Origin of the sequence: Haloterrigena salina JCM 13891 (assembly GCF_000337495.1) — an archaeon.
In the GTDB taxonomy this organism is placed as follows: Archaea; Halobacteriota; Halobacteria; order Halobacteriales; family Natrialbaceae; genus Haloterrigena; species Haloterrigena salina.
The window spans coordinates 121,624-144,300 of record NZ_AOIS01000057.1 but is presented as its reverse complement, the minus strand read 5'-3'; the positions used below and the strand labels follow the sequence as shown (position 1 = coordinate 144,300).

The 22,677-nt window shown below is 62.2% G+C and carries 16 protein-coding genes and 2 pseudogenes; 13 read left to right on the top strand and 5 right to left on the bottom strand.

The window, feature by feature from the left end; translation table 11 throughout:
• Positions 1 to 17 precede the first annotated feature (17 nt).
• From C477_RS16990 to C477_RS16975, 4 genes and pseudogenes are all read left to right on the top strand, one after another.
• On the top strand, positions 18 to 986 hold the full coding sequence (locus tag C477_RS16990) for a sugar phosphate isomerase/epimerase family protein (protein WP_008895763.1): 969 nt from the start codon (positions 18 to 20) through the stop codon (positions 984 to 986).
• Between the two features lie 667 nt (positions 987 to 1,653).
• Positions 1,654 to 2,010: pseudogene (locus C477_RS16985) on the top strand (mandelate racemase); the annotation flags it as partial.
• Positions 2,011 to 2,088: 78 nt separating this feature from the next.
• Positions 2,089 to 3,186, top strand: coding sequence for a Gfo/Idh/MocA family protein (locus C477_RS16980; protein ID WP_008895761.1), 1,098 nt, complete (start codon positions 2,089 to 2,091; stop codon positions 3,184 to 3,186).
• A 116-nt stretch (positions 3,187 to 3,302) separates the two neighbouring features.
• A complete protein-coding gene (locus C477_RS16975; protein ID WP_008895760.1) occupies positions 3,303 to 3,641 on the top strand; it encodes an L-rhamnose mutarotase in 339 nt (112 codons plus the stop codon).
• 7 nt (positions 3,642 to 3,648) lie between these two features.
• On the opposite strand, the gene C477_RS16970 is transcribed toward C477_RS16975, so the two are convergent.
• The gene (locus tag C477_RS16970) at positions 3,649 to 4,518 is read right to left on the bottom strand and encodes an amidohydrolase family protein (RefSeq protein WP_008895759.1); all 870 of its coding nucleotides are present in this window, start codon (positions 4,516 to 4,518) and stop codon (positions 3,649 to 3,651) included.
• 12 nt (positions 4,519 to 4,530) lie between these two features.
• On the bottom strand, positions 4,531 to 6,366 hold the full coding sequence (locus C477_RS16965; protein WP_008895758.1) for an alpha-L-fucosidase: 1,836 nt from the start codon (positions 6,364 to 6,366) through the stop codon (positions 4,531 to 4,533).
• Between the two features lie 172 nt (positions 6,367 to 6,538).
• On the opposite strand from C477_RS16965, the gene C477_RS16960 reads away from it, so the two are divergent.
• The 3 genes from C477_RS16960 to C477_RS16950 are packed head-to-tail and all read left to right on the top strand — an operon-like array spanning position 6,539 to position 9,457.
• Positions 6,539 to 7,648, top strand: coding sequence for a sugar ABC transporter substrate-binding protein (locus C477_RS16960; RefSeq protein WP_083870315.1), 1,110 nt, complete (start codon positions 6,539 to 6,541; stop codon positions 7,646 to 7,648).
• Between the two features lie 13 nt (positions 7,649 to 7,661).
• Positions 7,662 to 8,666, top strand: coding sequence for an ABC transporter permease (locus C477_RS16955; protein ID WP_008895756.1), 1,005 nt, complete (start codon positions 7,662 to 7,664; stop codon positions 8,664 to 8,666).
• Positions 8,663 to 9,457: an ATP-binding cassette domain-containing protein gene (locus C477_RS16950; RefSeq protein WP_008895755.1), complete on the top strand. Its 795-nt coding sequence runs from the start codon at positions 8,663 to 8,665 to the stop codon at positions 9,455 to 9,457. Before C477_RS16955 ends, C477_RS16950 begins: the two co-directional genes overlap by 4 nt.
• A 163-nt stretch (positions 9,458 to 9,620) precedes the next feature.
• Here C477_RS16950 and C477_RS16945 read toward each other — a convergent pair whose 3' ends face one another.
• Positions 9,621 to 10,427 (bottom strand): SDR family NAD(P)-dependent oxidoreductase, encoded by an 807-nt coding sequence (locus C477_RS16945; RefSeq protein WP_008895754.1) that lies wholly within the window; start codon positions 10,425 to 10,427, stop codon positions 9,621 to 9,623.
• Positions 10,428 to 10,554: 127 nt separating this feature from the next.
• Between C477_RS16945 and C477_RS16940 the strand changes: the two genes are divergently transcribed.
• From C477_RS16940 to C477_RS16930, 3 genes and pseudogenes are all read left to right on the top strand, one after another.
• Positions 10,555 to 11,319, top strand: coding sequence for an IclR family transcriptional regulator (locus C477_RS16940; protein ID WP_008895753.1), 765 nt, complete (start codon positions 10,555 to 10,557; stop codon positions 11,317 to 11,319).
• A gap of 765 nt (positions 11,320 to 12,084) precedes the next feature.
• Positions 12,085 to 13,317 carry a tyrosine-type recombinase/integrase gene (locus C477_RS16935; RefSeq protein WP_008895752.1) on the top strand — a complete coding sequence of 411 codons (1,233 nt, stop codon included), beginning with the start codon at positions 12,085 to 12,087 and terminating at the stop codon, positions 13,315 to 13,317.
• Between the two features lie 62 nt (positions 13,318 to 13,379).
• Positions 13,380 to 13,677, top strand: a pseudogene (locus C477_RS16930) (hypothetical protein); the annotation flags it as partial.
• An 87-nt stretch (positions 13,678 to 13,764) separates the two neighbouring features.
• On the opposite strand, the gene C477_RS16925 reads toward C477_RS16930, so the two are convergent.
• Positions 13,765 to 14,157, bottom strand: coding sequence for a terminal quinol oxidase (locus tag C477_RS16925; RefSeq protein ID WP_008895750.1), 393 nt, complete (start codon positions 14,155 to 14,157; stop codon positions 13,765 to 13,767).
• Between the two features lie 1,341 nt (positions 14,158 to 15,498).
• Here C477_RS16925 and C477_RS16920 point away from each other — a divergent pair.
• Entirely contained in the window at positions 15,499 to 16,548 is a 1,050-nt protein-coding gene (locus C477_RS16920) for a glycoside hydrolase family 88/105 protein (RefSeq protein ID WP_049914628.1), read from the top strand.
• A gap of 178 nt (positions 16,549 to 16,726) precedes the next feature.
• Here the strand turns inward: C477_RS16920 and aroE are convergent, their stop codons facing one another.
• The gene (gene aroE, locus C477_RS16915; protein ID WP_008895748.1) at positions 16,727 to 17,527 is read right to left on the bottom strand and encodes a shikimate dehydrogenase; all 801 of its coding nucleotides are present in this window, start codon (positions 17,525 to 17,527) and stop codon (positions 16,727 to 16,729) included.
• 2,374 nt (positions 17,528 to 19,901) lie between these two features.
• On the opposite strand from aroE, the gene C477_RS16905 reads away from it, so the two are divergent.
• Positions 19,902 to 21,434 carry a family 43 glycosylhydrolase gene (locus tag C477_RS16905; RefSeq protein WP_083870313.1) on the top strand — a complete coding sequence of 511 codons (1,533 nt, stop codon included), beginning with the start codon at positions 19,902 to 19,904 and terminating at the stop codon, positions 21,432 to 21,434.
• A 284-nt stretch (positions 21,435 to 21,718) separates the two neighbouring features.
• Complete coding sequence (locus tag C477_RS16900) at positions 21,719 to 22,591, top strand: fumarylacetoacetate hydrolase family protein (RefSeq protein ID WP_008895746.1); 873 nt, start codon at positions 21,719 to 21,721, stop codon at positions 22,589 to 22,591.
• Positions 22,592 to 22,677: the final 86 nt, after the last annotated feature.

Genomic DNA, 22,677 nt, shown 5'->3' with positions numbered 1-22,677 from the left:
TCCGGTGACCGTCTCGCATGGACACCGGAGTCCTCACGACGTCGATTTCGGACGAATCGCTCGCGGACGCGTTCGCGTACCTCTCGGAGCGGGGCGTCGACGCGGTCGAACTGGCCTGCGGCGGCTTCGTCGGCGACGATCACCTCCCGCAGGACGAGTACCTCGACGATCCCGACGCGCAAGCGGAACTGCAGGACCGCCTCGAGGAACACGGGTTGTACATCTCGGCGCTCGCCACCCACAACAACCCGCTTCACCCCGTCGACGACCGCTCACGGGGGGCCGACCGGGAACTCCGCGGCGCGATCCGCCTCGCGTCGCAACTCGGCGTCGACACCGTGACGACGTTCTCGGGGCTTCCGGCCGGCGGACCGAACGACGAGGTTCCGAACTGGATCACCGCGCCGTGGCCGGGCGAACACCGGGACGCTCACGAGTATCAATGGGACGTCGCCGAGGCGTACTGGACCGAGATGGCTGGTTTCGCCGACGATCACGACGTGAACGTCGCGATCGAGATGCATCCAAACATGCTCGTGTACGAACCCCGCGGGCTGCTCCGACTGCGCGAACTGACCGACGACCGGATCGGCGCGAACTTCGACCCGTCGCATCTGCTCTGGCAGGGGATCTCCGTCACCGAGGCGATCCGACTGCTCGGGAACCGCGACGCGATCCACCACGTCCACGCGAAGGACACGAAAGTCTACGATCACAACGCCCGCGAGAAGGGCGTCCTCGATACGGCACCGTACACCGAGGAAGCCGAGCGCTCGTGGCTTTTCCGGTCGATCGGCTACGGCCACGGCGAGAACTTCTGGAAGGACGTCGTCTCCGCCCTTCGACTGGTCGACTACGACGGCGCGCTCTCGATCGAACACGAGGACTCGCTCACGTCGGCCAGAGAGGGACTCGGGAAGGGGATCGACGTTCTCGACCGCGCGATCTTCGAGTCGACGCCGGACGACGCCTTCTGGGCGGAGTAGCGTCGAACCGATCTCGTCGCGGCCGACGGGACGAGGTCTCGTTTCGTCCCGACTCGTCTTATCTGATCTCGTCTTGTCTCCCGCCCTATCCGGTTCTCGGCCCGTTTCCGGCGACGAGACCGAATACGGCCGCGTCGAGTACCGGTCAACGAACTGCGAGCCCCGGCGTTCATCATCGATAAACGCGGTCGTCTCGCCGGTTCGTCGATCGTCGGTGCGACGACGGGATCACGTCGGTTCCTCGCCCGAAGTCTCGGTACCTTTTCGCACACTATTACAACCATACTGTTGTAACAGATGCGCCGATACTCGGCAGGCGTCGCAAAGCGCACGGACGGAGCGACGCGTTCGATCCTAGCACTGGGTTGTACGATGCGTTCATCATCGTTGAATGGCTCTGGTTCACGGATCTCTCTCATCGGCCGCGCTAACGGCTCTCGTACTGGGAATCGATTTACGATCCCGAGGGACGAACGGATTGCCGAGCGGCGTTTCTGCAGGCCGAGCGCGTACGTTGACCGGTTCGTCCCCTCTCGGTCGCGCGAATCCGCGGGTGGGGACGTTCATCACTACGTAACGCGAGCGTTCACTACCCCGCAGTGCGCCATTCTTTCCGTGAGCGTTCCGTCTCAGGGAAACTTATGGTGCTGGTCGTTGGACGGCTCGTATGGCGCCGACGATAACGCGAATCGAGAGCTGCGAGTTTCAGTACCCGCTCGAGGATGTCGGGACCGATCGGAAGGGTTTCAATCTCGTCTCCGAACCCGGGGAGACGACGCGGCGGAAGCTGTTCGGGATCAAAATCCACACCGACGCCGGACTCACCGGCGAGTACGTCGGGGGGAACTCGCCCGGCGCGGCCCAGATCAACATGTTCGCCGACTACCTCGTCGGCGAGAACCTGCTCGAGCGCGAGAAACACTGGAGCGAGATCAAGCGGGCGCTCCGGAAGGACGACCGGATGGGCATCGGACCGATCGACATCGCGCTGTGGGACTTCGCGGGGAAACACTACGACGGGCCGGGCCTCGGCGTCGACTACGACTGGGTGTACGTCGAGGAGCATCGGACCGGCGACCTGCACGTCTACGAGTGATCTCCGATGACGTACACTGCAGGCATCATCGGAACCGGCGGCATCGCCGGCATGGGGATCCTCGGGATGCACGACGAGGAGCGGATCGGCCGCGAGAAGATCACGGCCAGTCACGCCGGTGGCTTCGACGCGCAAGCCGAGATCGATCTCGTCGCCGGCGCCGACGTCGAGGCGGCGAAACTCGAGCGGTTCGGCGAGGCGTGGGGGATCGATCCGGACCGGCGGTACGTCGGCCACGAGGCGATGCTTGAGTCGGAGTCGCTCGACGTCGTCTCGGTCTGTACGCCGTCGTCCCTCCATCACCGACACGTCGTCGACGCCGCTCGATCGGCCGCGGACCCCGAGCTGATCTGGTGTGAGAAACCGATCGCGACCGACGTCACCGCCGCCCGCGAGATGGTCGACGTTTGCGCGGAGACGGGGACGGAACTGGTCGTCAACCACTCGTTTCGGTTTACCGACAAGCTCCGGCAGCTTCGAACGCTCGTCCAGGAGGAGCGGCTCCTCGGCGACCCCCAGTCGGTGGCGATGCAGTTCCGCATGGAGTTGCTTCGAAACGCCACGCACCTGCTCGATACGCTCGTCTACCTCCTCGACGCTCGCGCCGAGACCGTTTCGGGGCACATCACCGGCGAGAACGAGGCGGTCGAGAGCCTCGAGGCCGGCACGCGGGTCGACGACGCCGGCGGCGGCGGCTTCGTCGTCATGGACGACGGCACGTTCGTCACCGTCGACTGTACGATTCCCCGCGACAGTTCGTCGATGACGCTCCAGTTCATCGGCAGCGAGGGGAAACTGTACCTGAACAACGACGACGGCGAGTGGCGCTACTGGCGACTCGACGACGGCGAGCACGTCGAGGAACCGCTGCCCGGCATCGACGGCGCGTGGACCTGGGAGGACGACTACGAACGGGCGTTCAGCAACGCGGCCGCACACGTCGTCGACGTCCTTGAGGGACGCGCGGCGAACCGGTCGGCGGGCGAGGAGGCGACGCGTAGCCTCGAGATCATCATCGGTCTCTACCTCTCACACCACACTGGCGGGCAGGTCGAGATTCCCCTGGCCCGGCCGCTCCGCGACGTCCGCGTCACTTCGTGGTAAGCCCGACCGACGACCGCGCGTCCGCGACGGGAGAACGGATGTGCCGACCGCGGGACCGACGGTCGCTCTCACGACGCTGGCAAAGCTTTGTGTCGGTAGCCGTCGAGACGTTTCGTATGGCCGACGAACTGGAGCGAGCGGTCTACGTCCAGCGAATCGATCCGGAGCGAACGGCGGAGTACGTCGAGGCCCACGACGACGTGCCTGACGGCGTCACCGACGCGATGGAGCGCGCCGGCGTCGAGACGTTTCAGCTGTTCGTTCGCGACGATATCGCAGTCTGTCTCCTCGAGTGTCCGGACGTGGACGCCTACGACGAGGTGATGGCGAACGATCCGGCCGTCGAGGCGTGGGAGCGCCGCGTGGCGCGGTTCAAACGCGACGGCGTTGACGCCGACGCCGCTGCCGGCGACCAGATCCCCTACATGGAGGAGATCTGGTCGTTCGAACCGTAGCCCCTAATCAGCCGCGGAGGCGCTCGAACGTCCGGTGCGAGATGAACGCCCGATCGCGCCGCGAGAGGGTCTCGACCGTCTCGAGCCACGAGAGGCAGTCGTCGTAGGCGGCCCAGTCGTCCATCCAGGGGTAGTCCGAGCCGAGTAGCAGTCGTTCGGGACCGAACCACTCGACGAGGTTCGTCACGTAACCGTGCAGGTCCTCGTACGGCCAGGGCTCGGTCGCCGATCGGGGCAGCGAACTCAACTTGACGGCAACGTTCTCGTACTCGGCGAGTGTTTCGAACTCGGTCCATGGCTCCTCGTCGGGATCCGTGGTCTCGTCGGGCCAGGCCATGTGATCGACGACGACGGTCGTCTCCGGATAGCGGTCGGCGAGCGTCGCGAGGTGCCCGAGTTGCTGGGCCTTCGGGAAGACGAAGACGCAGGTCTCGAGGTCGCCGGCCGCCCGCCAGACCGGTTCGAGGCGCTCGTCGAGGATCCAGTCACCGCAGCGATCGACGGTCGTCGGAATCGCCTCGTACTCGTGGGCGGCGTGCATGCGAACGCCGAGCATCCGCGGGTGGCCCGTGACGCGTTTCAGGGCGGAGACGATCGCTTCCGGGTCCGACCGGAAGAACTCGAGCAGGCCGACGCCGTAGAGGCGGTCGGGGTGGGCCTCGATCGATCGCATCGTGTACTCGTTAGCCCGCACGCCGCGGCCGTACAGCGGCGTCGTGACGACGACGGCCTCGTCGACCCCCGCGGCGTCCATGTCCGCGACGAGGTCGCGGTGCGTGTACGCCCCCGTCCACCCGGGCGGCAACACGTTCGCGACCCAGGGGAGTTCGTCGGTCGGCTCGCCCCACACGTGGGTGTGCGTATCGACGGTTTTCATGCTCTGCGGGGCTTATCGGTGGGCGTTCTCTGAGGGCTCGAGGTCGAACCCCTCGAGCGCGAACGCGACGGCCACGTTGCTCGGGCGCGCCGACTCGGCGAGGTCTGGCACGTCGATCACCGGGCGGCTGTCCGCCGAGACGGCGAACGGGACCGGTCCGTGCCCGAGCAGCCGAATCGAACCGATCGCCGTTCCCCGCCGCTTTCCCGGCGGTCCCTGATCGCGGCCCGATGGCTCAGTACACCCCGGCAGTGAGCCGCCGTGGCCCGGCGGTCCCTGATCGCGGCCCGATGGCTCAGTACACCCCGGCAGTGAGCCGCCGTGGCCCGGCGGCGTTCCGGGGGCCGCCGAAGGGTGATCGACGGTCATCCCCTCGAGGACGAATTCGCCGGCGCCGGGCCAGCCCATGACGATGGCGTACACCGTACTCCCGTCTTTCGACCGGGTGTATCGCACGTCCGACGGGCCGTACTCGACGTCCTCGATGAACTCGCCGCCCTCCTCGAGGCGGGTCGGTCCCTCGCCGAACGCGTCCCACGGACGGGTCTCGTAGATCGCTTCGCCGTGGATGTCGAGCCAGTCGCCGATCGCGAGCAGTCGCTCGCGCTCCTCGCGTTCGACGGTGCCGTCGACGCGCGGTCCGACGCTCAACAGCAGCTGGCCGTTCTTGCTGACGACGTCGATCAGGACGTGAATCAGGCGCGTCGGGGAGTGGAACGTGCGGTCCTCGACGTACCCCCACCCGCCCTCGTCGGCGACCTTGAACTCGGCGTTCCAGGCCTGTTCCTGGGTGTGACGCGGCCGTCCGAGTTCGAAGTCGGCGACGCTCGACTCGAGGGGCAACGCGTCCTCCTTGTTCGTCGTGACGACCTCCTTCCCACGCCTCGCGGCCACGTTGTGGTAGTACGCCAGGAACTGTCGCTGGTACTCCTCGGGGATCTCGGGGAGCCCCCAGTCGAACCAGACGAAGTCGGGGTCGTACCCCTCGACCACTTCGACGAGTTTCGCCAGCCACGTATCGAACTGCAGCGTCTCGGGCAGGTTGCCGTACAGCACGCGGTCGGGGTAGCCCTCGGTGACCGACGGGTAGTTCTCGTAGGCGAACGAGAAGTAGCCGTCCTCGCCGATCAGGTTGTACGAGTGGTGGAACGTCGTCACGAACCGCATGCCCTGCGTCCGGATCGCCGACTCGAGTTCGCCGGCCAGATCCCGTTCGGGCCCGGTATCGGCGGCGTTCCACGGGGTGACGTCGGAGTCCCACAGCGACCAGCCGTCGTGGTGTTCGACGACCGGTCCGGCGTATCTGGCCCCCGCCCGTTCGAAGAGCGCCGCCCACTCGTCGGCGTCGAACGCCTCGGCGGTGAACTCGGGGACGAACTCCTGGTAGGGGTGTTCGTCCGGTTCGCCGTACGTCTCGCGGTGGTAGTCGTTGATCTCGTTGTCGGTGTTGTACATCTGGCGAGGGTACCACTCGTGTGCGTACGCGGGCACCGAGTACGGCCCCCAGTGACAGAAGATGCCGAACTTGCCGTCGCGGAACCACTCGGGGACCTGCGTCACGTCGGCGAGAGAGCCCCACTCCGGATCGAACGGGCCGTCGTCGATCACCGCTCGAGCGCGCGCGACCGTCTTCTCGACGGCGTCCTCGAACTGGTCCATCGTTTTCGGCGCTCGGGAGGCCGTCGTTTCCGATGTCGTCCGGGCGGTCGTCGACCCGGTTCCGAGCGCCGCCGCTATCGCGAGCGTTCCGCCGGTCGCGAGAAACCGACGCCGCGGCGTTCCGTCCTCGTACTCGCTACTCGCGTCCCTGCCGTCGTCCCGGTCCGCAGACTGGTCCTCGTGTGTCATTATCTCTCCCGATACACGCAGCATCAACATCTCAATTAATAAACTTTCTCACGACTGAAGGAATGAATAAGACGGTACGAATGTCACTCTCATCCCGTTTAGTCCGATGTAACAACAACCGGGGTATGTAATACCAAGATTTATCTGGGTCGGTGTGACTGTATCGAGTAGCATGCCCATCACTAGCAGACGCCAGTGCCTGATCACCGCAGGTACCGTCGGTGCGCTCGGGGTCGCCGGGTGTACGGGCGGCGACGGTGACGGCTCGCTCCGGGTCGGGGTTTCACAGCATCTCGTGGGGGGTGACTGGGTGACCGCGTTCTACGAGGCGGGCAAACTGTACGCTCAGGAGGAGGGGATCGAGTACGACGTCGTCAGCCACGATCAGGATTCGGCCCAGCAGGTGACCGACATTCGGCAGTTCGTCGCCGAGGGTTACGACGCGATCATCGCCGCGCCGTTCGACGAGGCGGTCGACGACGCGATCGACGAGGCCGCGGCGGAAGACATCCCCGTCTTCACGGTCAACGACCCGGGAACGACCGACTCGATCAAGACGTTCACCGCGTTCGGAAACGCCGAAGCGGGCGAGACGTGCGCCGAACTGATGGTCGACGCGCTCGAGGAGCAGTACCCGGACCGGGAGGAGTACTCCGTGTTGCACGTCCGCGGCGCGTTCAACCAGCAGTCGAACGCGCGGACCGACGGCTTCGACGAGTACATCGGCGAGCAGGACCACGTCGAGGTCGTCGATACGATCCAGACCGACTGGAGCATCGACGATTCGCAGTCGACGACGACGGACTACCTGAGCGCGAACGATCCGCCGGACGGGATCTACGCGACGAACATGACCTGTGGGATCGGTGTCCAGAACGCGCTCGAGCAGTTGGATCTCGCCGCTCCCGCCGGCGACGACGACCATATCGTCCACACGCAACCGGATGCCGGTCCGGACGTGAACCCGTTGATCGAAGACGGCTACATCGACGCGACCGTCGATCAGCCGGTACACTTCTACATTCCGCTGGCGATCAAACAGTTGCTCGACTACCTCGAGGACGGCGACGAGGCGCTCCCGCAACCGGGCGAGACCGTCACCGAGGACGACTACTCGTTCGACCCTGTCGAGCACAATGGCGCCGAACTCTGGTCGGATCCGATCTGGGCGCCTGCCGAGGTCACCGAACAGGACGGGCACACGCACGTCCTGACCGCCGGCGTCGTCGTCACCGCCGAAAACGTCGATAACCCTGGTCTCTGGGGGAATATCTGGGGCTAACGAGCGCTGTGTTATGAGTACGTCGAACATCGTCACACGGCAGTTCGAACGGATTCCCGAACGAACGGTACTGGTGTTGCTCGAGAACATGATCTGGCCGATTCTGGCCGTCATCTCGCTGCTGATACTCGCGACCGTCCCGCGGGTCTTTACGAACACGATGGCGCTCAGACTGATGCTCTTCGCGGCGGCGCCGCTCGGACTCGTCGTGCTGGCCGAGAGCATCTGCCTGCTGTCGGGCCACTTCGATCTCTCGGTCGGCGCCATCGCCGGCTTCTCCGCCGTGTTCACCGCGATGGTGCTCGCCGAGTGGAATCTCGTCTCGAACCCCGTCCTTGGCGTCGCGATCGTCCTCGCGGTCGGCTCCGCGATCGGCGCCACGAACGGGATCATGATCGCGAAGCTCGGAATGAACCCCTTCCTGCAGACGCTGGCGTTCCTCATCATCTTCGGCGGCGGGAAGTTGGCCCTGACGACCCGACCGATCTCGGACCTTCCGGAGGGGTACGTCGCGCCCGGGGGTAACGAGTACGTCGCCATCGGAATCCTTCTCGCGTCCTTCGCGTGCATGGCGGTGGTCTTCCGGTACACGGCGTTCGGACAGGCCGTCTACGCGGTCGGCAGCGACGAGGAGGCCGCACGCGCCGTCGGAATCCGCACCGATCGAACGATCATCGCGGTCTATACGCTGAGCGGGTTCTTCTGTGCGCTCGCGGGCTGGCTGTTGACCGGCTACACGGGGATCGTCTCGCCCGACATCGCCGACGACATGGTGTTCTCCGCGTTCGCCGCCGCCATCATCGGCGGGATCAGCCTCTTCGGCGGTCGCGGCAAACTGCTCGGCGCGCTCGGCGGCGTGTTGCTGTTGAGCCTCGTCGAGACCGCGCTCAACGTCAGCGGGTTCGATCCGACGCTCATCGAAGTCGTCAACGGAGTCGTCCTCCTGTTCGCGATCCTGCTGTACAACACGAAAGAGAGCATCCGCGAACGAGTCCTGTCGGCGGGGGTCAGCTCATGAGCAGCGACGCGCCGACCGTCTCCGACGACGCGCCGACCGCCGGCGACGCCGGTCCGAAGATCGCCGCAGAGAACGTCCGGAAGGTGTTCGGTCGAATCGTCGCGCTCGACGACGTTAGCCTGTCCGTTCGCGAGAACGAGATCTTCGCCGTCGTCGGCGACAACGGCGCCGGCAAGTCGACGCTGATGAACCTCCTCTGTGGCGTCCACCGGCCGACGCAGGGTTCGCTCTTCCTCGACGGTCGCCCGGTGGCCTTCGACGGTCCCGACGAAGCCCGGGCAGCGGGCATCGAAACCGTCTACCAGGACCTGGCGCTGATGGACGACCTCGACGTGGCGACGAACATCTTCATGGGTAACTTTCCCCGAAAAGGCGTCGGTCCGTTCTCCGTGGTCGACTGGGAGGAGACCTACGAGCGGGCGGCGACGATCGTCGATACGCACCTCGAGCGGGACATCGATCCGCGGGCGGAGGTCGCCTACCACTCCGGCGGCGAACGCCAACTGATCGCCATCGCCCGCGCGCTCGCGTTCGATCCGGACGTCGTGATCCTCGACGAGCCGACGAGCGCGCTCTCGGTCGACGCCACCGAACTCGTCCAAGAGACGGTTCGCACCCTGCGGCGAAACGGCAAGACGATCATCATCGTCAGCCACAGCCTCGACGAGATCTTCGGGCTCGCCGATCGTATCGGCGTACTCTATCGGGGATCGATGGCGGCGGTGACGAACACCGCCGACGTCTCGACGGACGAACTCCGTTCGCTGATGGTCTCCGGAGAGCGATCGTAGATCGATCCCTTCCCCTGACTGCCGGCTTCCGAACGCGGCGATCAACTGGAGTTCCGATCGCTCATCTCGGATTCGAGTCCCGCTCTCCACGTCCGAACCCGAGCCGGCGACGTCCGCTCTCGCGGACCGCTGCCGATATCGCGACCCGACGGTTCCGGATCCGTTACTGCAGGTTCCCGCCGCCGCTCACCCGCAGGATCGTGCCGACGACGTACGTGGCGGCGTCGCTGCAGAGGAACAACACCGCGTCGGCGACGTCCGCCGGCCGGCCGAGGCGGCCCAGCGGGCGCTCGGCCGCCCACTCCTCGAGCACGTCCTCGGTCGTCTGTCCGGACCGATCGGCGGCGATTCGACCGGCCTCGCGGCGAAGTTGCCTCGAGTCAGTCGCGTCGGTCGAGACGGCGTTCATCCGGATGTCCTCGTTGGCCAATTCGTGTGCCATCCGCCACGTGAGTCCGTTGACCGCCGTTTTGGACGTCCCGTACAGCCCGCGTCCCCCGGTCCGCCGGTCGCCCGTCTGGCTCGTGACGTTGACGATCGATCCCTCGAGACCCCGCTCGATCATGTGTCGAGCGACCAGTTTCGACGCGTAGTACTGGGCACGCACGTTCACGTGCATCGCCGCGTCCCAGTCCTCGAGGGGCGCATCGACCATCGACGCTTCTTCCGGCCAGACGGCGGCGTTGTTGACGAGGATACCGATCTCGCCGAACGCGTCGATCGCCTCGTCGATCAACCGGTCGATCTCGTCCGTTCGCGAGAGATCCGCCGCCACGCCGACGACGGAGCCGTCGCCGAGCTCGTCCAGTTCGGCCGCCGTCTCGTCGACGTCCGACGCCGTTCGAGAGTTGACGACGACGTCGGCGTCCGCCTCGGCGAGCGCCGTCGCGATTCCGCGCCCGATGCCGCTCGTCGATCCGGTTACGACGGCGGACTCTCCGCTGTAGTCGTACGTCGCGCGTCCAACCATACCGCCCACTGCCAGCCGAGAACGTATATAATTACGCTCGGGTCGCGACGCGACGGCGACTCGTTTCAGCCTTCGTTTCACAATTTTGAACCAAAGTTTTTGTGTGATGAACAATACTAGCAAGCCAATGTCTCCCACAGCGAGGAACCCCATCAAATCGACGCGGACGACGTTTCGCATCCTCGAGGCGCTCGTGGAACTCGACGGCGCGGGCGTGACGGCGGTCGCCGACCACCTCGATCTCCCGAAGAGCAACGTTCACAACTACCTCAGTACGCTCGAGGAAGCGGAGTACGTGGTGAAACGAGGGACGACGTTCCACGTCGGCATCCGGTTTCTGGAACTCGGCGCCCACGCCCGGAATCGGCGCGATCTGTACGACATCGCCCGCCCCGAGATGGACAAGATCGCCGACGAAGAGGGCGAACTGGTGAACCTCCTCGTCGAGGAACACGGCCGCGGGACCTACATCTACCGGGTCGCCGGCGACGACGCCGTCCAGGTCGACGCCCACGTGGGAACGCGCGTTCACCTCCACTGTACGGCCCTCGGCAAAGCAATCCTCGCTCACCTCCCGGAAGAGCGCGTCGACGAAATCATCACCCGGCACGGCCTGCCGGCGGTCACCGACGACACGATCACGGATCGCGACGAATTACGCGAGACGCTCGCCGACGTCCGGGAGCGGGGCATCGCCTTCGACAGGGAGGAACGCGTCGAGGGGCTCCGCTGTGCGGCGGCGCCGATCTGCAGCAACACGGGCCGCGTCCTCGGGGCGCTCTCAATATCGGGACCGACGACGCGGATTCAGGACGAGCGACTCGAGGAGGAGATTCCCTCGTTGCTCGAACGGGCGACGAACGTGATCGAACTGAACATCACGTATTCCTAACTCGAACGTCTCCCTGTGTTCGCATCGCTCGAGACGAACTCGAAGTCGTTTTCATTGCGTTTCGTTGTTTACAGCTACCCTCTCCCCACTTGAACTGCTTTAACCGAGCTGTGTTCGGCGAACGGAACCTCGTGTCTGTGCCGCCTTCTCATCGCGTGTGAACGGATCTTGCCGGGTACCGGTGACAAACGGTAGTCACAGCGTGACGCCACCTTCGGACTTCTCGAACTCGAGACCAAGTAGAATTTGATTGGTGTTACCAAGGTGCTGTTTCGTTAAGCGTGAAAAGTGAGGCGGCACGATCTTGTGGTGCCTATGCCAAAAACCACGGAGGATCTGCTACTCGTTGAAGCGCTAGCCGACTACCGTTGGCGTCGACAGGATGAACGACCCGAACGCGCGACTCGAGCGTGGGTGCTCGATCGGGAAATTGCCGTGAGTCACGGTCTCTCGTTCGTGGATGCGCTGTCCCAACGGGGATTCGCTGTAGCGCGAACCGTCTCGTTCGTTCTCGAGACCGTCGTTTTCGGACGACTCACTTCGCGGGTCGAGTCTGAGTTCTCACTGTCAAATGGTATAGCGATATGCGATATATGAACTCCCGGTGCCAGATGGATGGAATATTGTTTATCTCGTGTGTCCTGCAGGCGACACACGACCAAACAATATTTTTATGTGACTGTCAATTGTAGCAGAACCTACGAAAATGAGCGTCTTAGAATACCAGCAACCCAGAGGAAACGCCCTTCTCGAGCGGATCAAACGATGAGTAGCGAGCAAATCAACTGGTCTCGGATGTCCCTCGAGGAACTCCAGACGACGTGGAACATCGAGGTCGAACCCAACCTCCAACGCGAGGGCATCGAACTCGACGACCGGCCGACCTACCAGGAGGTCGCCGACGCTGGCTACGGTGGGATCGCGTATGCGCTGCGCGAACACCACGATCTGACGTTGACCGAGTTCCTCGCGACCGTCGGCTACGTAGACCCTGACGATGACGATACCTACCAGTGGGGTATCGACGACGAAACGACGGTCGACGCGCTCGAGGCATTCCTGCGACGGGTCGAGCGCAAGCGCGCCGAGACGACCGCAGACTCGAAACGCTACCGACTCGCGACGTACGTGCGGCTGTACGAGACAGTCCACGGGACGGCGGCGATCGCCGACCGCGTGATGGACGAGGAGAACGAGTACGACGAACTCCGGCGTGTCGAAGCCGTCCTGTACGAACTCGACGACGAACTCGAGAGCCCCGAATCGAAACTCCGGTATCTGAGCGACATTCGGCAGTGGTATGAGCACCTCGAGACACGCCACGGGGCGCCGTTCAACCCGGCCGAGAACGTCGACCACGACGATATCTGGCGGGGAGAACTCGACGACGAGAAGGATAACCCTGCACTCTCGAGCGACCAAGTCGGAAAACTGTACAACGCTGTCGAGAGCCCGGACGAGGAACTCCTCGTGCTTGCTCTGTGCGCATGGGGGCTACGCCGGAGCGAGGTCGCATCGTTGCACGTCTCCCAGCTCGTACTCGAGGGCGACGACCCACACATCGCGTTCGACGAACGGAAGAACGGACCGGGCACGGTCGCGTTGATCTACGGCGTTCCTGAACTCGCCGACCGCGTCGACGCACTCGGAAGCGACGATCGTGACTGGAACGGTTACCTCTTCCCGTCGCGAAAGTCCTCGAGCGGCCACATCACCGGTGAGACGGTACAGGCCCGATTCAAACGGCTGGCCGAACGAGCGGAGGTCCGCGTTCGTGGGGACTGGCCGACGTCGAAAATGGGGCGGCGGTTCTGGTATACGACGTACAATCAGGCGATGAACGACCTCCTAAGCAATCTCGACGTGATTGCGGGCGACCAAGGGAGTTCTGACGCAAGCGTGATCCTAAAAAACTACCTCTCGGAAGCCGAACGACGGAAGTATCGACGCGAGTTCATGCGAGACCGGCTCGAGGAGGCCTTCGAGAATACCGAGTGACGGCCGCTCGAACGGCCCTCTGGCTTGCCGTCGCGACGCTCGCGATGACTGCCGTGCTCGCACTCGAGGCGGAAAGGATCGACTGTGAACGCGTCATGAGCGTTGACCGCCAGAAGGTCGACGGAACACTTGAGGTGACGGCGTTCACCGAGTCCGATGTTTCTGAGATCGAGAAGAGCGAATACGTTCGCAAGGCGGAAGTCGACGACGATGTCAAGGAGTCACGCCTCCAGGGCTTGAAGGATCGACTTGCCCCCAGCGAGGAGGCAGAAGCGGGGGCTGCGACATGAAATCGAAGCACTCAGAGAGCGTATTGACGACGTCACGGGCTTCCGGGCAGGGACGGAGGTACGGCGATGACCGCTGACAGCTTGTGTATCTCAGTGTCTTCCGTAAAATGATAGAGTGGTGCCCGAGACGGGTTACTCCAGGTAAAACCGTTTGCTGTTAGTTTTGCCGTGCTCGCTTGAAGAAAGCGATTGCAGCGCCGAGGAGCACGAGATTCTGAAGGAACGAGGTGAGTTCTTGGTCGTATGACTCCTCGTCGACGGCCCAGAAATCGTGCATGACCGGAGTTACACCAATGAAGAACGTGGCGATACTGGCTGTAGACAGTTTGGGGAGTTTCCAGAGGCCGACGCCAAGGCTGCCACCGAGGAGGAGACCACTCGAGGCTGGAACGAGTTTGTCTGCGAGGGGGACGCCTTTGGCCTCTGCATAGGCAATTCTTCCGTCGAGATTCGTCAAGTTGCGGAGTGCGAGTGCTGCAAGTCCACTCCCGAAGAGGAGTCGACCGAGCAACGACGGTGGGCTCTCGTCGAGAGAGTCGGAATCAGACATCAACTAAAATAGAGGGCGGTAGCGGGTTAACTGCTACTATCTCCAACGCTCCTGCCGCTATCCGGGAGTGGCACATAGTGAGCTTGTGGTGTCACTGTGCCATTCCGACCAAACAACGCGACGTCGAAGATCAGTCGCGTCGTCTCGCCGTCGACCTCGATACCGGCCTCGTTCGTGAATTGTCTCAGGATTTGCCGGTCGGCTTCCTTGGTGATCGACGGCGGAGCAATCGTCCGTTCCCGAAGGATCGTATGTTTGCTCTAATTTCGACGATACCTGGGATATCGGGCGTTCCAGACGCTATCGGTAGAAGACCTATCTAAATAAACCACATAGTGCTATACGGAATATGGACACCTGGAAGTTGAGCCGACAGTAGGGTAGCAGGGCTATGGTACGTGATCTCTGGCGAGCGAGCTCCTTTCGATCGACTCTCAAGCAATCGTCCGAACTCGCTACGTTCCCCACTTGAACGAGTACGACCGTAAGTCCAATTTAGAGCGTCACGCTGGTAGCGAAGGTAGCGGCGCTATTCAACCGAAAGGAACGCTACCGAAATATCGTTCAGATCGCCGTTCCGTCTACAATGTGATTTGCACTCTACCCTCAGAAGGGGAACATCCACCGGTCCCGACTGCAATCCGTCGAACGAGAGCAGGCGATCGGTGACTCCCTCAGCAGTGCAGGCGTCCGTCACTTCCGACTGACAAAAGAGGGAACCTCGAGTTGCGGTCGCCACGGCCGAACGTGCGGAGTTCTCGCCCGCCGCTCGCACCAGCTCGCGTGAGGTGACGCCGCTGGTAGCCCTTTCATCACGTCGAGACCGTCGAGTACGAGTGGTTCCCTGCTCACGAACCATTACAGACATACGCATGTAATAAACAGCATGGCGTGTGCCGAGACGCGGATCCTCTAACCGGATATCTCCGAGCAGTTCTATCGATTTACGGCGCCAATAGCCGTTCTTTCGGTAGCGAGATCCGTTGTTGTTCGATATTCCCGGCTCCCGCGTTCGCCACCGGGGATCAGCACGTTCGAGGTCTCTCGGCCGGCCACGTAGTCGTCGCTGTCGTAGGGATGATCGACTCTTCGATCGATTACATGGCGGAGCGCTCGAGAATTCCCGCTGAAACTTTTTCGGAAACGATCTGTACCATCGATAGAATCGGCACAGTAGGGAGAATAGCTTCAATAAGTACAATAGCTGCAATAGCTGCAATAGCTCCCCTCGTCAGCGTGGAGTGTGTCGATTCACGTCCGAACGACATAAGGGATCGATTCGATGATCGTTGACTGATCGACATCTATAACCTTAAGTGATAATCCGTCACATATCCCCGTATGTCCATGGAACGACCGTTAGCGGAACTGCTCCCGACCGTCGCCGAGTACACGCTCGATCTCGATTTCGAGGATTTCATCCAGGGTGAACGACCGATGGTGCTCCGCGGCCTGCTGGCGACGGACGACGGCGAACACACCGAGATCGCCGAGCGGTATATCGACTGGGCCGTCCGATCACAGTCGAGCGACGGGCTGATGGCCTACGGATCGATCGACGTCGTCCCGGAGTGGGACGAACACCGCATCTTCCGTCCCATTCCGGACGCCGGAGCGGTCGCCGTCCTCGCCCTCGAGGCCTACGAGAACGGCGGCCCCGATTCCTACCTCGAGGCCTGCCGGCGACAGTTCGAGTACCTCCACGAGGATGCGCCCCGAAGCGAGGACGGCGGGATCACCCACCACATGGACGACATCGAACTGTGGATCGACGCCATCTACATGATGTGTCCGTTCATGGCTCGCTACGGTCAGCTCACGGACACGCCCGAAGCGATCGACGAGGCCGTCGACCAGATCCTGGTCCACGCGAAGCACCTCCGCGATCCGCAGACCGACCTCTACCGGCACATCTGGCGCGAGACGCCGAACAGTTACCCCGACGGCTCGCTCTGGCTACGGGGCAACGGCTGGTTCGCTACGGGCGTCCTCGACACGCTCGACTACGTGCCCGAAGACCATCCCGAGCGCGACCGCCTCGAGGAACTCGTCCGAGACCACCTCCTGAGCATGACCGAGTACCAGGACGCCAGCGGCTTCTGGCACCACCTCATCGACGACGACACGATGTATCTGGAGACGTCGGGGACCCTCCAGTACGCCTACGCCTTCACCGAGGCCGTCGATCGCGGCCTGCTCGAAGAGGAGTACCGCGAAGTCGCCGAGAAGGCGATCGGCGCGGCCAAGACGGTCGTAACCCCCGACGGCGCGGTCCAGCGCAACGCGGCGATGCCCGGCGGCCCGGAAGCCCCGCAGGCGATCAACCTCTACGGACAGGGCTGGTTCCTGATCGCCGGCAAGCGGATCCTCGAGTCGAACGCTGACGTCTGAGCAAGTCAGAAGCTCGCGTCTGCTCGCTATCACCGTCGCGACGATCGCTGACGCGTCCGAACAACGGTCTCGAGTTGCCGTCCGTCGACGAGTCACGTTTTCCGGCGACCAGCGCAAAAAGCGAAATTAGGGGCTCGAACGGTCAGTTCGCAGTTCGCAGTCGTCGGCCGAGCGCGAATTACAGGTGACTGCGAAGCGCCTCGTTCATCGTCTCGACCGGCGCGTCCTCGCCCGTCCACGTCTCGAAGGCGTCGACGCCCTGGAACAGCAGCATCCAGGCGCCGTCGATCGTCCGAGCGTCGGCGGCCGCCGCATCCTTCAGGAACCGCGTCTCGAGTGGCTTGTACACCGCGTCGAAGGCCACGAGATCCCCGTGCCAGGCGTCGGCCGGCGCGACCGACTCGTCGGACTCCAGCCCGACGCTGGTCGCGTTGGCGACGACGTCGGCGTCGGCCATCAGGTCGGGAAGGGCCTCGAGTCCGTGACCGGTCGCCCCCGGAACCTCGTCGGCGAGGTCGCGAGCCTTCGACGCCGTCCGGTTGGCGATCTGTACGTCGGCGCCCGCTTCTTCGAATCCGAAGGCCAGCGCCCGGGCGGCGCCGCCGGCACCGACGACGACCGCACGAGTGCCCTCGAGGGCCACGTCGTGATGCTCGAAGGCGCGGAGCGTCCCGGTCATGTCGGTGTTGTACCCGACGGGGCCGCTCTCGGTGAAATCGATCGTGTTGACCGCCCCGACTCGGCGGATCTGTTCGTCCGGTTCGGCGAATTCGAAGGCGTCGTGTTTGAACGGCAGCGTGACGGTCAGACCGTCGACACCGAGCGCTTCCGCGCCGCGGAACGCCTCTTTGATCCGATCCGGATCGGCCTCGAAGGTGACGTACGTGGCGTCGATTCCGCGCTCGCGAAAGGCGGCTTCGTGCATCGGCGGCGACAGTGAGTGCTCAACGGGATTCCCGATGATACCGTAGACGTCCATACGACCCCTGCTATGGCGAGAAAAATAATCATGACGATTTGCCTTGATAGAAAGCGAAACGACGACGGCCATTCCTTGAACCATCAAAGCTGATCCTTTTCTGATGGGTAGTTCCCATAATCATCCAACACCTGAGGTAGCATAGAAGGACATCTTTGTAGATATATTGGAAAACACACATATGAGATCCTAAGCACTCAGTTAAAATCATCCCTCGAGACATCGGTGAGTCTTGTGCTGTATTAGTTAGGTCGACCGATTCCAACAGTACACGTAGCTTTGCGATCACATCTCGGCAGTTGATGGATCGACATTCCGGAAACTATTCCAAATCTGTTATATGTATTATTATACCGCTCTCGAACAACATTCGACAGCGTTCTGATTCCCACGTTTTCGTATCGAAATTGACGGTCGCGATCGTGAAGTACAGCGTTGAACCGCGGAGTTGAGTTGACGAGAACGCTGCGTCACTGGTGTCGTGTTTCTCGTGAAGCACTGGGAACTGTTGCGGGATATACTGTCGATTGAATCGATTAGAGATAAATATAGTGGAAATCATTTAGTTTAGATCAAGAGGGTATACTGCCAGTAGAACCGATCGGTGTGTCGAATCACGGTTTTATCGGGCGCTACGTGAGCCTGCCGTCTACCACCCGTCGGCTACGAATTAGCTTTCCGCAGCAGTTATGATCTATCGACCGTGCTCGTTCGACACCGACATGTCGAACATGTATCTAGTATTCGGATATGGTAGTTTCATGAATACCCAATTGCCTCAACTCGCACGGTGTCACCCATGCGCTACAAACTCTAACCGAATCGAAAGTGGACGGCGCCACTCACAAGACACATGACAGGATGTCTCGAGACGACTGCGACAGCGGAGCCTCGTCGCTATCCGCGCTTGAATACGGCTGCTTCGACCCGCTCGAGCGTTTTCTCCGATCCGTGGATCAGACGGATATCGCTTCGGTCGTTGTCGAAATGGCGGCTCGAACGGTAGCCATCGCAGCGGATCCGAAAATCGGCCGTTATCGATCAGTTCGACCGGTCTGGAACGAACGCAACGGGAACACTACTGTCTTCGGTGATCTCGCCGTACTGTTCTTGACGCTTCGTCGTCAGATACGCGATGTCGAGATGGACGAACACTAGTCGGCACCGCGTCGTGGCGGATGTCCGCAGTGCGGGCAACTCAAGGGGTGCTGTCGGAGCACGATCGGTTGGGAACATCGGGAGCACTTGTACTCCATATCGGCAGAAACATCGGCAATCACTAAAGTATTGCTACGACAATCGTCGTATTCAGGTCGATTGACCAGTGTTCGGACCCGATTTCCGCCCGTCGATAGCACCTCTCGGAACGAACCGATAGTGACGCAGCGTAGCGACTGAGCGCAGCGTGAATATCCGTGTCCGAACCGACAAATAGTGCGCGTCGGTAGTGCACCGCGAGCGAGTTGCGACGTCGTGATGGTATCTGTCCGGACTGGATTCGACGCGTTCGGTAGCGATCGATGAGCCCGGTCAGCGAATTGGGTCGTCAGAACATCGGTTCGATGAGCTACGACTGCGTGTTGTTCGCGAGTACGATGAGATGTGCACCGATCTTCGACGACCCTACTGTAGGGGATCAGCGAATACCTATGAACATGACGATTCTCGGTGCATCTCGTTTCGATGGCGATGGGCCGACTCGAGCTAGTCGTCCGAGAACAGTCGGTCGGGATCGATCGATGCGACGTGATCGAGTATGCGCGACGATTTCGTTGGGTTAGTTCGTCTATCCTGGGTATTCTCGCTCATACTCCTCTTCCGGTTGCCTCTCCGTTCATCGTATCGATACAGGTTATATTGTGAATAGCGTTCTATATTCCGAAGCTATTGTTCGGAATACCACAACGCATCTCATATGGGCGCATAAAAATGTTAACACGGACACCCCCCCTCTCACAGTGAGACAACGGCCAATCGGTATCAGATCATTACATCAATACAGTTGTAAAGAAGTACGTATCGCGATGAGCGCCGGCTTTCACTGAATATCGCAATCGGACTTCGCCGAGTTCGGGCCGCCTCCACCCCCAGCGGACTGTGAAGCGCTTGACCGACCGCGTAGTTGATGACCGTGTACTCAAATTGATTGTCGACAGGTAACACTCACCGTGGCATAGTACTCGCTTCTGTTCTTTGTAGAAGAATACTTCACTCTGATAGAGAATCTCTTGGCTCTCGTTCGAAAGGACTATCTTTCCGAATAGGTCGAATATCTTAAAATATCTACTCTAGCTTTTCAGATGATATCTACACTAAATAAATTATTATATTATTATAAAATCTATAAGTATCCAGGCATATGATGTTTGTTCGCATGGTGGAGAATAACGGTTGCAGTGAACCGAATCGACGCAGTGTGCTACGAACACTCGGCGCCGGAGCGATCGGCACCGCGGGCATCCTCGGATCGAGTGGATTAGGGAGTGCCGATCATGGCGGAGACCACTACTACAACCCGCTGCACGAGCCACACTTTCCGGATCCGGAAGTCCACCGCGCCGCCGACGGGACGTGGTGGGCGTACGGAACGAACATGAATCGAGAGAACACCGACGACGAGTTGCTCGTTCCGATCCTCTCCTCGACGGATCTGGTAAACTGGACCTACGTGGGCGAGGCATTCGACGCGCGACCCGGTTGGACGGACGGCTCGATCTGGGCACCAAACATCCACTACTACAACGACGAGTGGATCCTGTTCTACTCGCTCGAGCCGCGGCCGTGGGAGAGCGGCGAGTTCGGTATCGGCCTCGCGACGTCCGAGACGCCGAGGGGGCCGTTTACCGATCACGGACAGGTCATCGGGGACAGTGATACGGGCGGCGGAACCATCGACGCCTACTTCGTCGAGTACCAGGGGACACCGTACCTCTTCTGGGGGAGCTTTCAGGGAATCTACGTCGCGGAGCTTACGCCCGACCTGCGGGACGTCGATATGACGACGGTCACGCAGGTTGCCGGCGAGGCCTACGAGGGGACGATTCACCACGAGCGCAACGGCTATCATTACCTGTTCGTTTCGACGGGGACCTGCTGTGAAGGCCACAGCAGCACGTACGAGTACGAAGTCGGTCGCTCCGAGTCGTTCTTCGGTCCGTACGTCGACCAGAACGGCGTCGACCTGATGGAGTACAACGAGCACAACCAGGGGACACCGGTCCTCACCGGTACCGATCGGTTCCCGGGCGCAGCCCACGGGGACATTACGACGTACGACGACGGCTCGGAATGGCTGCTCTATCACGCGTACGACGCGGACGACCCGGAGTTTATCGACGGCGTCCCGCGGCGCGTACTCATGATGGATCGGATCGACTGGGAGAATGGCTGGCCGGTGATCGGCTGCGACGGGACGCCGAGCGAGGTCTCTCCGGTACCGGGTAGCGGCACACACTGCGGCGATAACGGTGGTGACGGAACGCTTCCCGCGGGAACGTACCGGATCTCGAACGTCAATAGCGGTCTACTGTTGGAGGTGGGGGACGCAGACACCTCCGAGGGAGCGACCGTCAACCAGTGGTCGGATACCGGTCATCCGTGCCAGGAGTGGGAGCTCATCGAGCACGGCGACGGGACCTACCGACTGGAGAACGTCCACTCCGGACACGTGCTGTCGGTCGCGGACGGTTCGACGAGCGAGGGGGCCAATCTGGTCCAGCGGGCCTGGGGGGACGCCGCCGATCAGCGCTGGCGTCTTATCGAGGGCGACGGCTCGTATCGACTCGAGAACGACGCCAGCGGATACGTCGCGGACGTGCTGGAGGCATCGACCGAGAACGGCGCCGACGTCATTCAGTGGAGTCGGCTGGGCGGCGATAATCAGCGGTGGATGTTCGATCCGATCTGACCGATCGGCGGCTCTCGGCTCAACTGTTCCCACCCCATCGGTCTTCCGTGCGATCCGGAACGCCGTGATCTGGAAGAGTAGTGCGGCTTCGGACGGTCAGCGGCCCGCAGAACCACTCCGTACGTCTCACACGGCGACTCGAGGCGGACGCCGTCGAATGGGGAAGCTGAGGCACGATGGCGGGAGAGGGTCGTTTTCCACGTACCCGTGTCGTACGCGGATAGTCTCAACTCGAGGATCCCGGCACCAGAGCTAATACCGTCGGGTAGAAAGGACGTAGCGACATGCGTTACTACCAGCTCCGCGAGGGGAGCGCCCCTCGTCTCGTCGCGAAAACGGAGGGGTCGCTGTACGATCTCACCGCCGCAACGGACCAGCTACGGACGTTCGAGGATCTCCTTCGGGCAGCGGCGATCGCGAAGGAATCGATCGACGCGATCGCCGACCGACTGCGCGGGGATGCAACCGTTCTCTCGTCGGACGTCTTGGACGAAACCGCTCCGTCAGCGCCCGTTTCGTCGGGCGAGGTGTGGGCGGCGGGCGTCACGTACCGTATCAGCGAGGAGGCGCGCAAAGCCGAAAGCGGCATGCCGGAGATGTATCTCGACGTCTACGAGAGCGACCGGCCGGAGGTGTTCTTCAAGGCGACGCCGAGTCGAACCGTCGGCCCCGACGAGTCGATCGGCATCCGCGGCGACTCCGAGTGGGACGTCCCCGAACCGGAGCTGGGGGTCGTCCTCTTCGAGGGCGAGATCGTCGGCTACACGGTCGGCAACGACGTGAGCAGTCGATCGATCGAGGGCGAGAACCCGCTCTACCTCCCGCAGGCGAAGGTGTACGACAAGTGCTGTTCGATCGGGCCCTGTGTCCGTTCGGCCGAATCGATCGACGATCCGCACGATCTCGAGATGTGGATGACGATCAGCCGCGACGGCGAGGTGCTGTACGACGAGTCGACGCGGACGAACGAGATGGAGCGCTCCGTCGAGGAACTGGTGGACTGTCACGTCGCACACGACGCCGTCCCCGACGTTTCGGTCTTACTCACCGGGACGTCGCTGGTTCCCGACGAGGAGTTCACGCTCCAGGAAGGCGACGAGGTTAGTATCGGTCTCGAGGAGATCGGCACGCTCTCGAACACCGTCGTCGAGGTCTGAACGAATGACGTCGAACGTCGAATGAGTTGCCCAGCCGATCGAATCGGCGGAGTGCACCGTCGTGAGATCGGTCGTGCCCTTGCGCG

Bases quoted from the DNA above. Each gene is read 5' to 3' on its own strand.
- C477_RS16990 (WP_008895763.1), top strand. From the start codon at position 18: ATGGACACCGGAGTCCTCACGACGTCGATTTCGGACGAATCGCTCGCG.
- C477_RS16980 (WP_008895761.1), top strand. From the start codon at position 2,089: ATGACGTACACTGCAGGCATCATCGGAACCGGCGGCATCGCCGGCATG.
- C477_RS16975 (WP_008895760.1), top strand. From the start codon at position 3,303: ATGGCCGACGAACTGGAGCGAGCGGTCTACGTCCAGCGAATCGATCCG.
- C477_RS16970 (WP_008895759.1), bottom strand. From the start codon at position 4,518: ATGAAAACCGTCGATACGCACACCCACGTGTGGGGCGAGCCGACCGAC.
- C477_RS16965 (WP_008895758.1), bottom strand. From the start codon at position 6,366: ATGACACACGAGGACCAGTCTGCGGACCGGGACGACGGCAGGGACGCG.
- C477_RS16960 (WP_083870315.1), top strand. From the start codon at position 6,539: ATGCCCATCACTAGCAGACGCCAGTGCCTGATCACCGCAGGTACCGTC.
- C477_RS16955 (WP_008895756.1), top strand. From the start codon at position 7,662: ATGAGTACGTCGAACATCGTCACACGGCAGTTCGAACGGATTCCCGAA.
- C477_RS16950 (WP_008895755.1), top strand. From the start codon at position 8,663: ATGAGCAGCGACGCGCCGACCGTCTCCGACGACGCGCCGACCGCCGGC.
- C477_RS16945 (WP_008895754.1), bottom strand. From the start codon at position 10,427: ATGGTTGGACGCGCGACGTACGACTACAGCGGAGAGTCCGCCGTCGTA.
- C477_RS16940 (WP_008895753.1), top strand. From the start codon at position 10,555: ATGTCTCCCACAGCGAGGAACCCCATCAAATCGACGCGGACGACGTTT.
- C477_RS16935 (WP_008895752.1), top strand. From the start codon at position 12,085: ATGAGTAGCGAGCAAATCAACTGGTCTCGGATGTCCCTCGAGGAACTC.
- C477_RS16925 (WP_008895750.1), bottom strand. From the start codon at position 14,157: ATGTCTGATTCCGACTCTCTCGACGAGAGCCCACCGTCGTTGCTCGGT.
- C477_RS16920 (WP_049914628.1), top strand. From the start codon at position 15,499: ATGTCCATGGAACGACCGTTAGCGGAACTGCTCCCGACCGTCGCCGAG.
- aroE (WP_008895748.1), bottom strand. From the start codon at position 17,527: ATGGACGTCTACGGTATCATCGGGAATCCCGTTGAGCACTCACTGTCG.
- C477_RS16905 (WP_083870313.1), top strand. From the start codon at position 19,902: ATGGTGGAGAATAACGGTTGCAGTGAACCGAATCGACGCAGTGTGCTA.
- C477_RS16900 (WP_008895746.1), top strand. From the start codon at position 21,719: ATGCGTTACTACCAGCTCCGCGAGGGGAGCGCCCCTCGTCTCGTCGCG.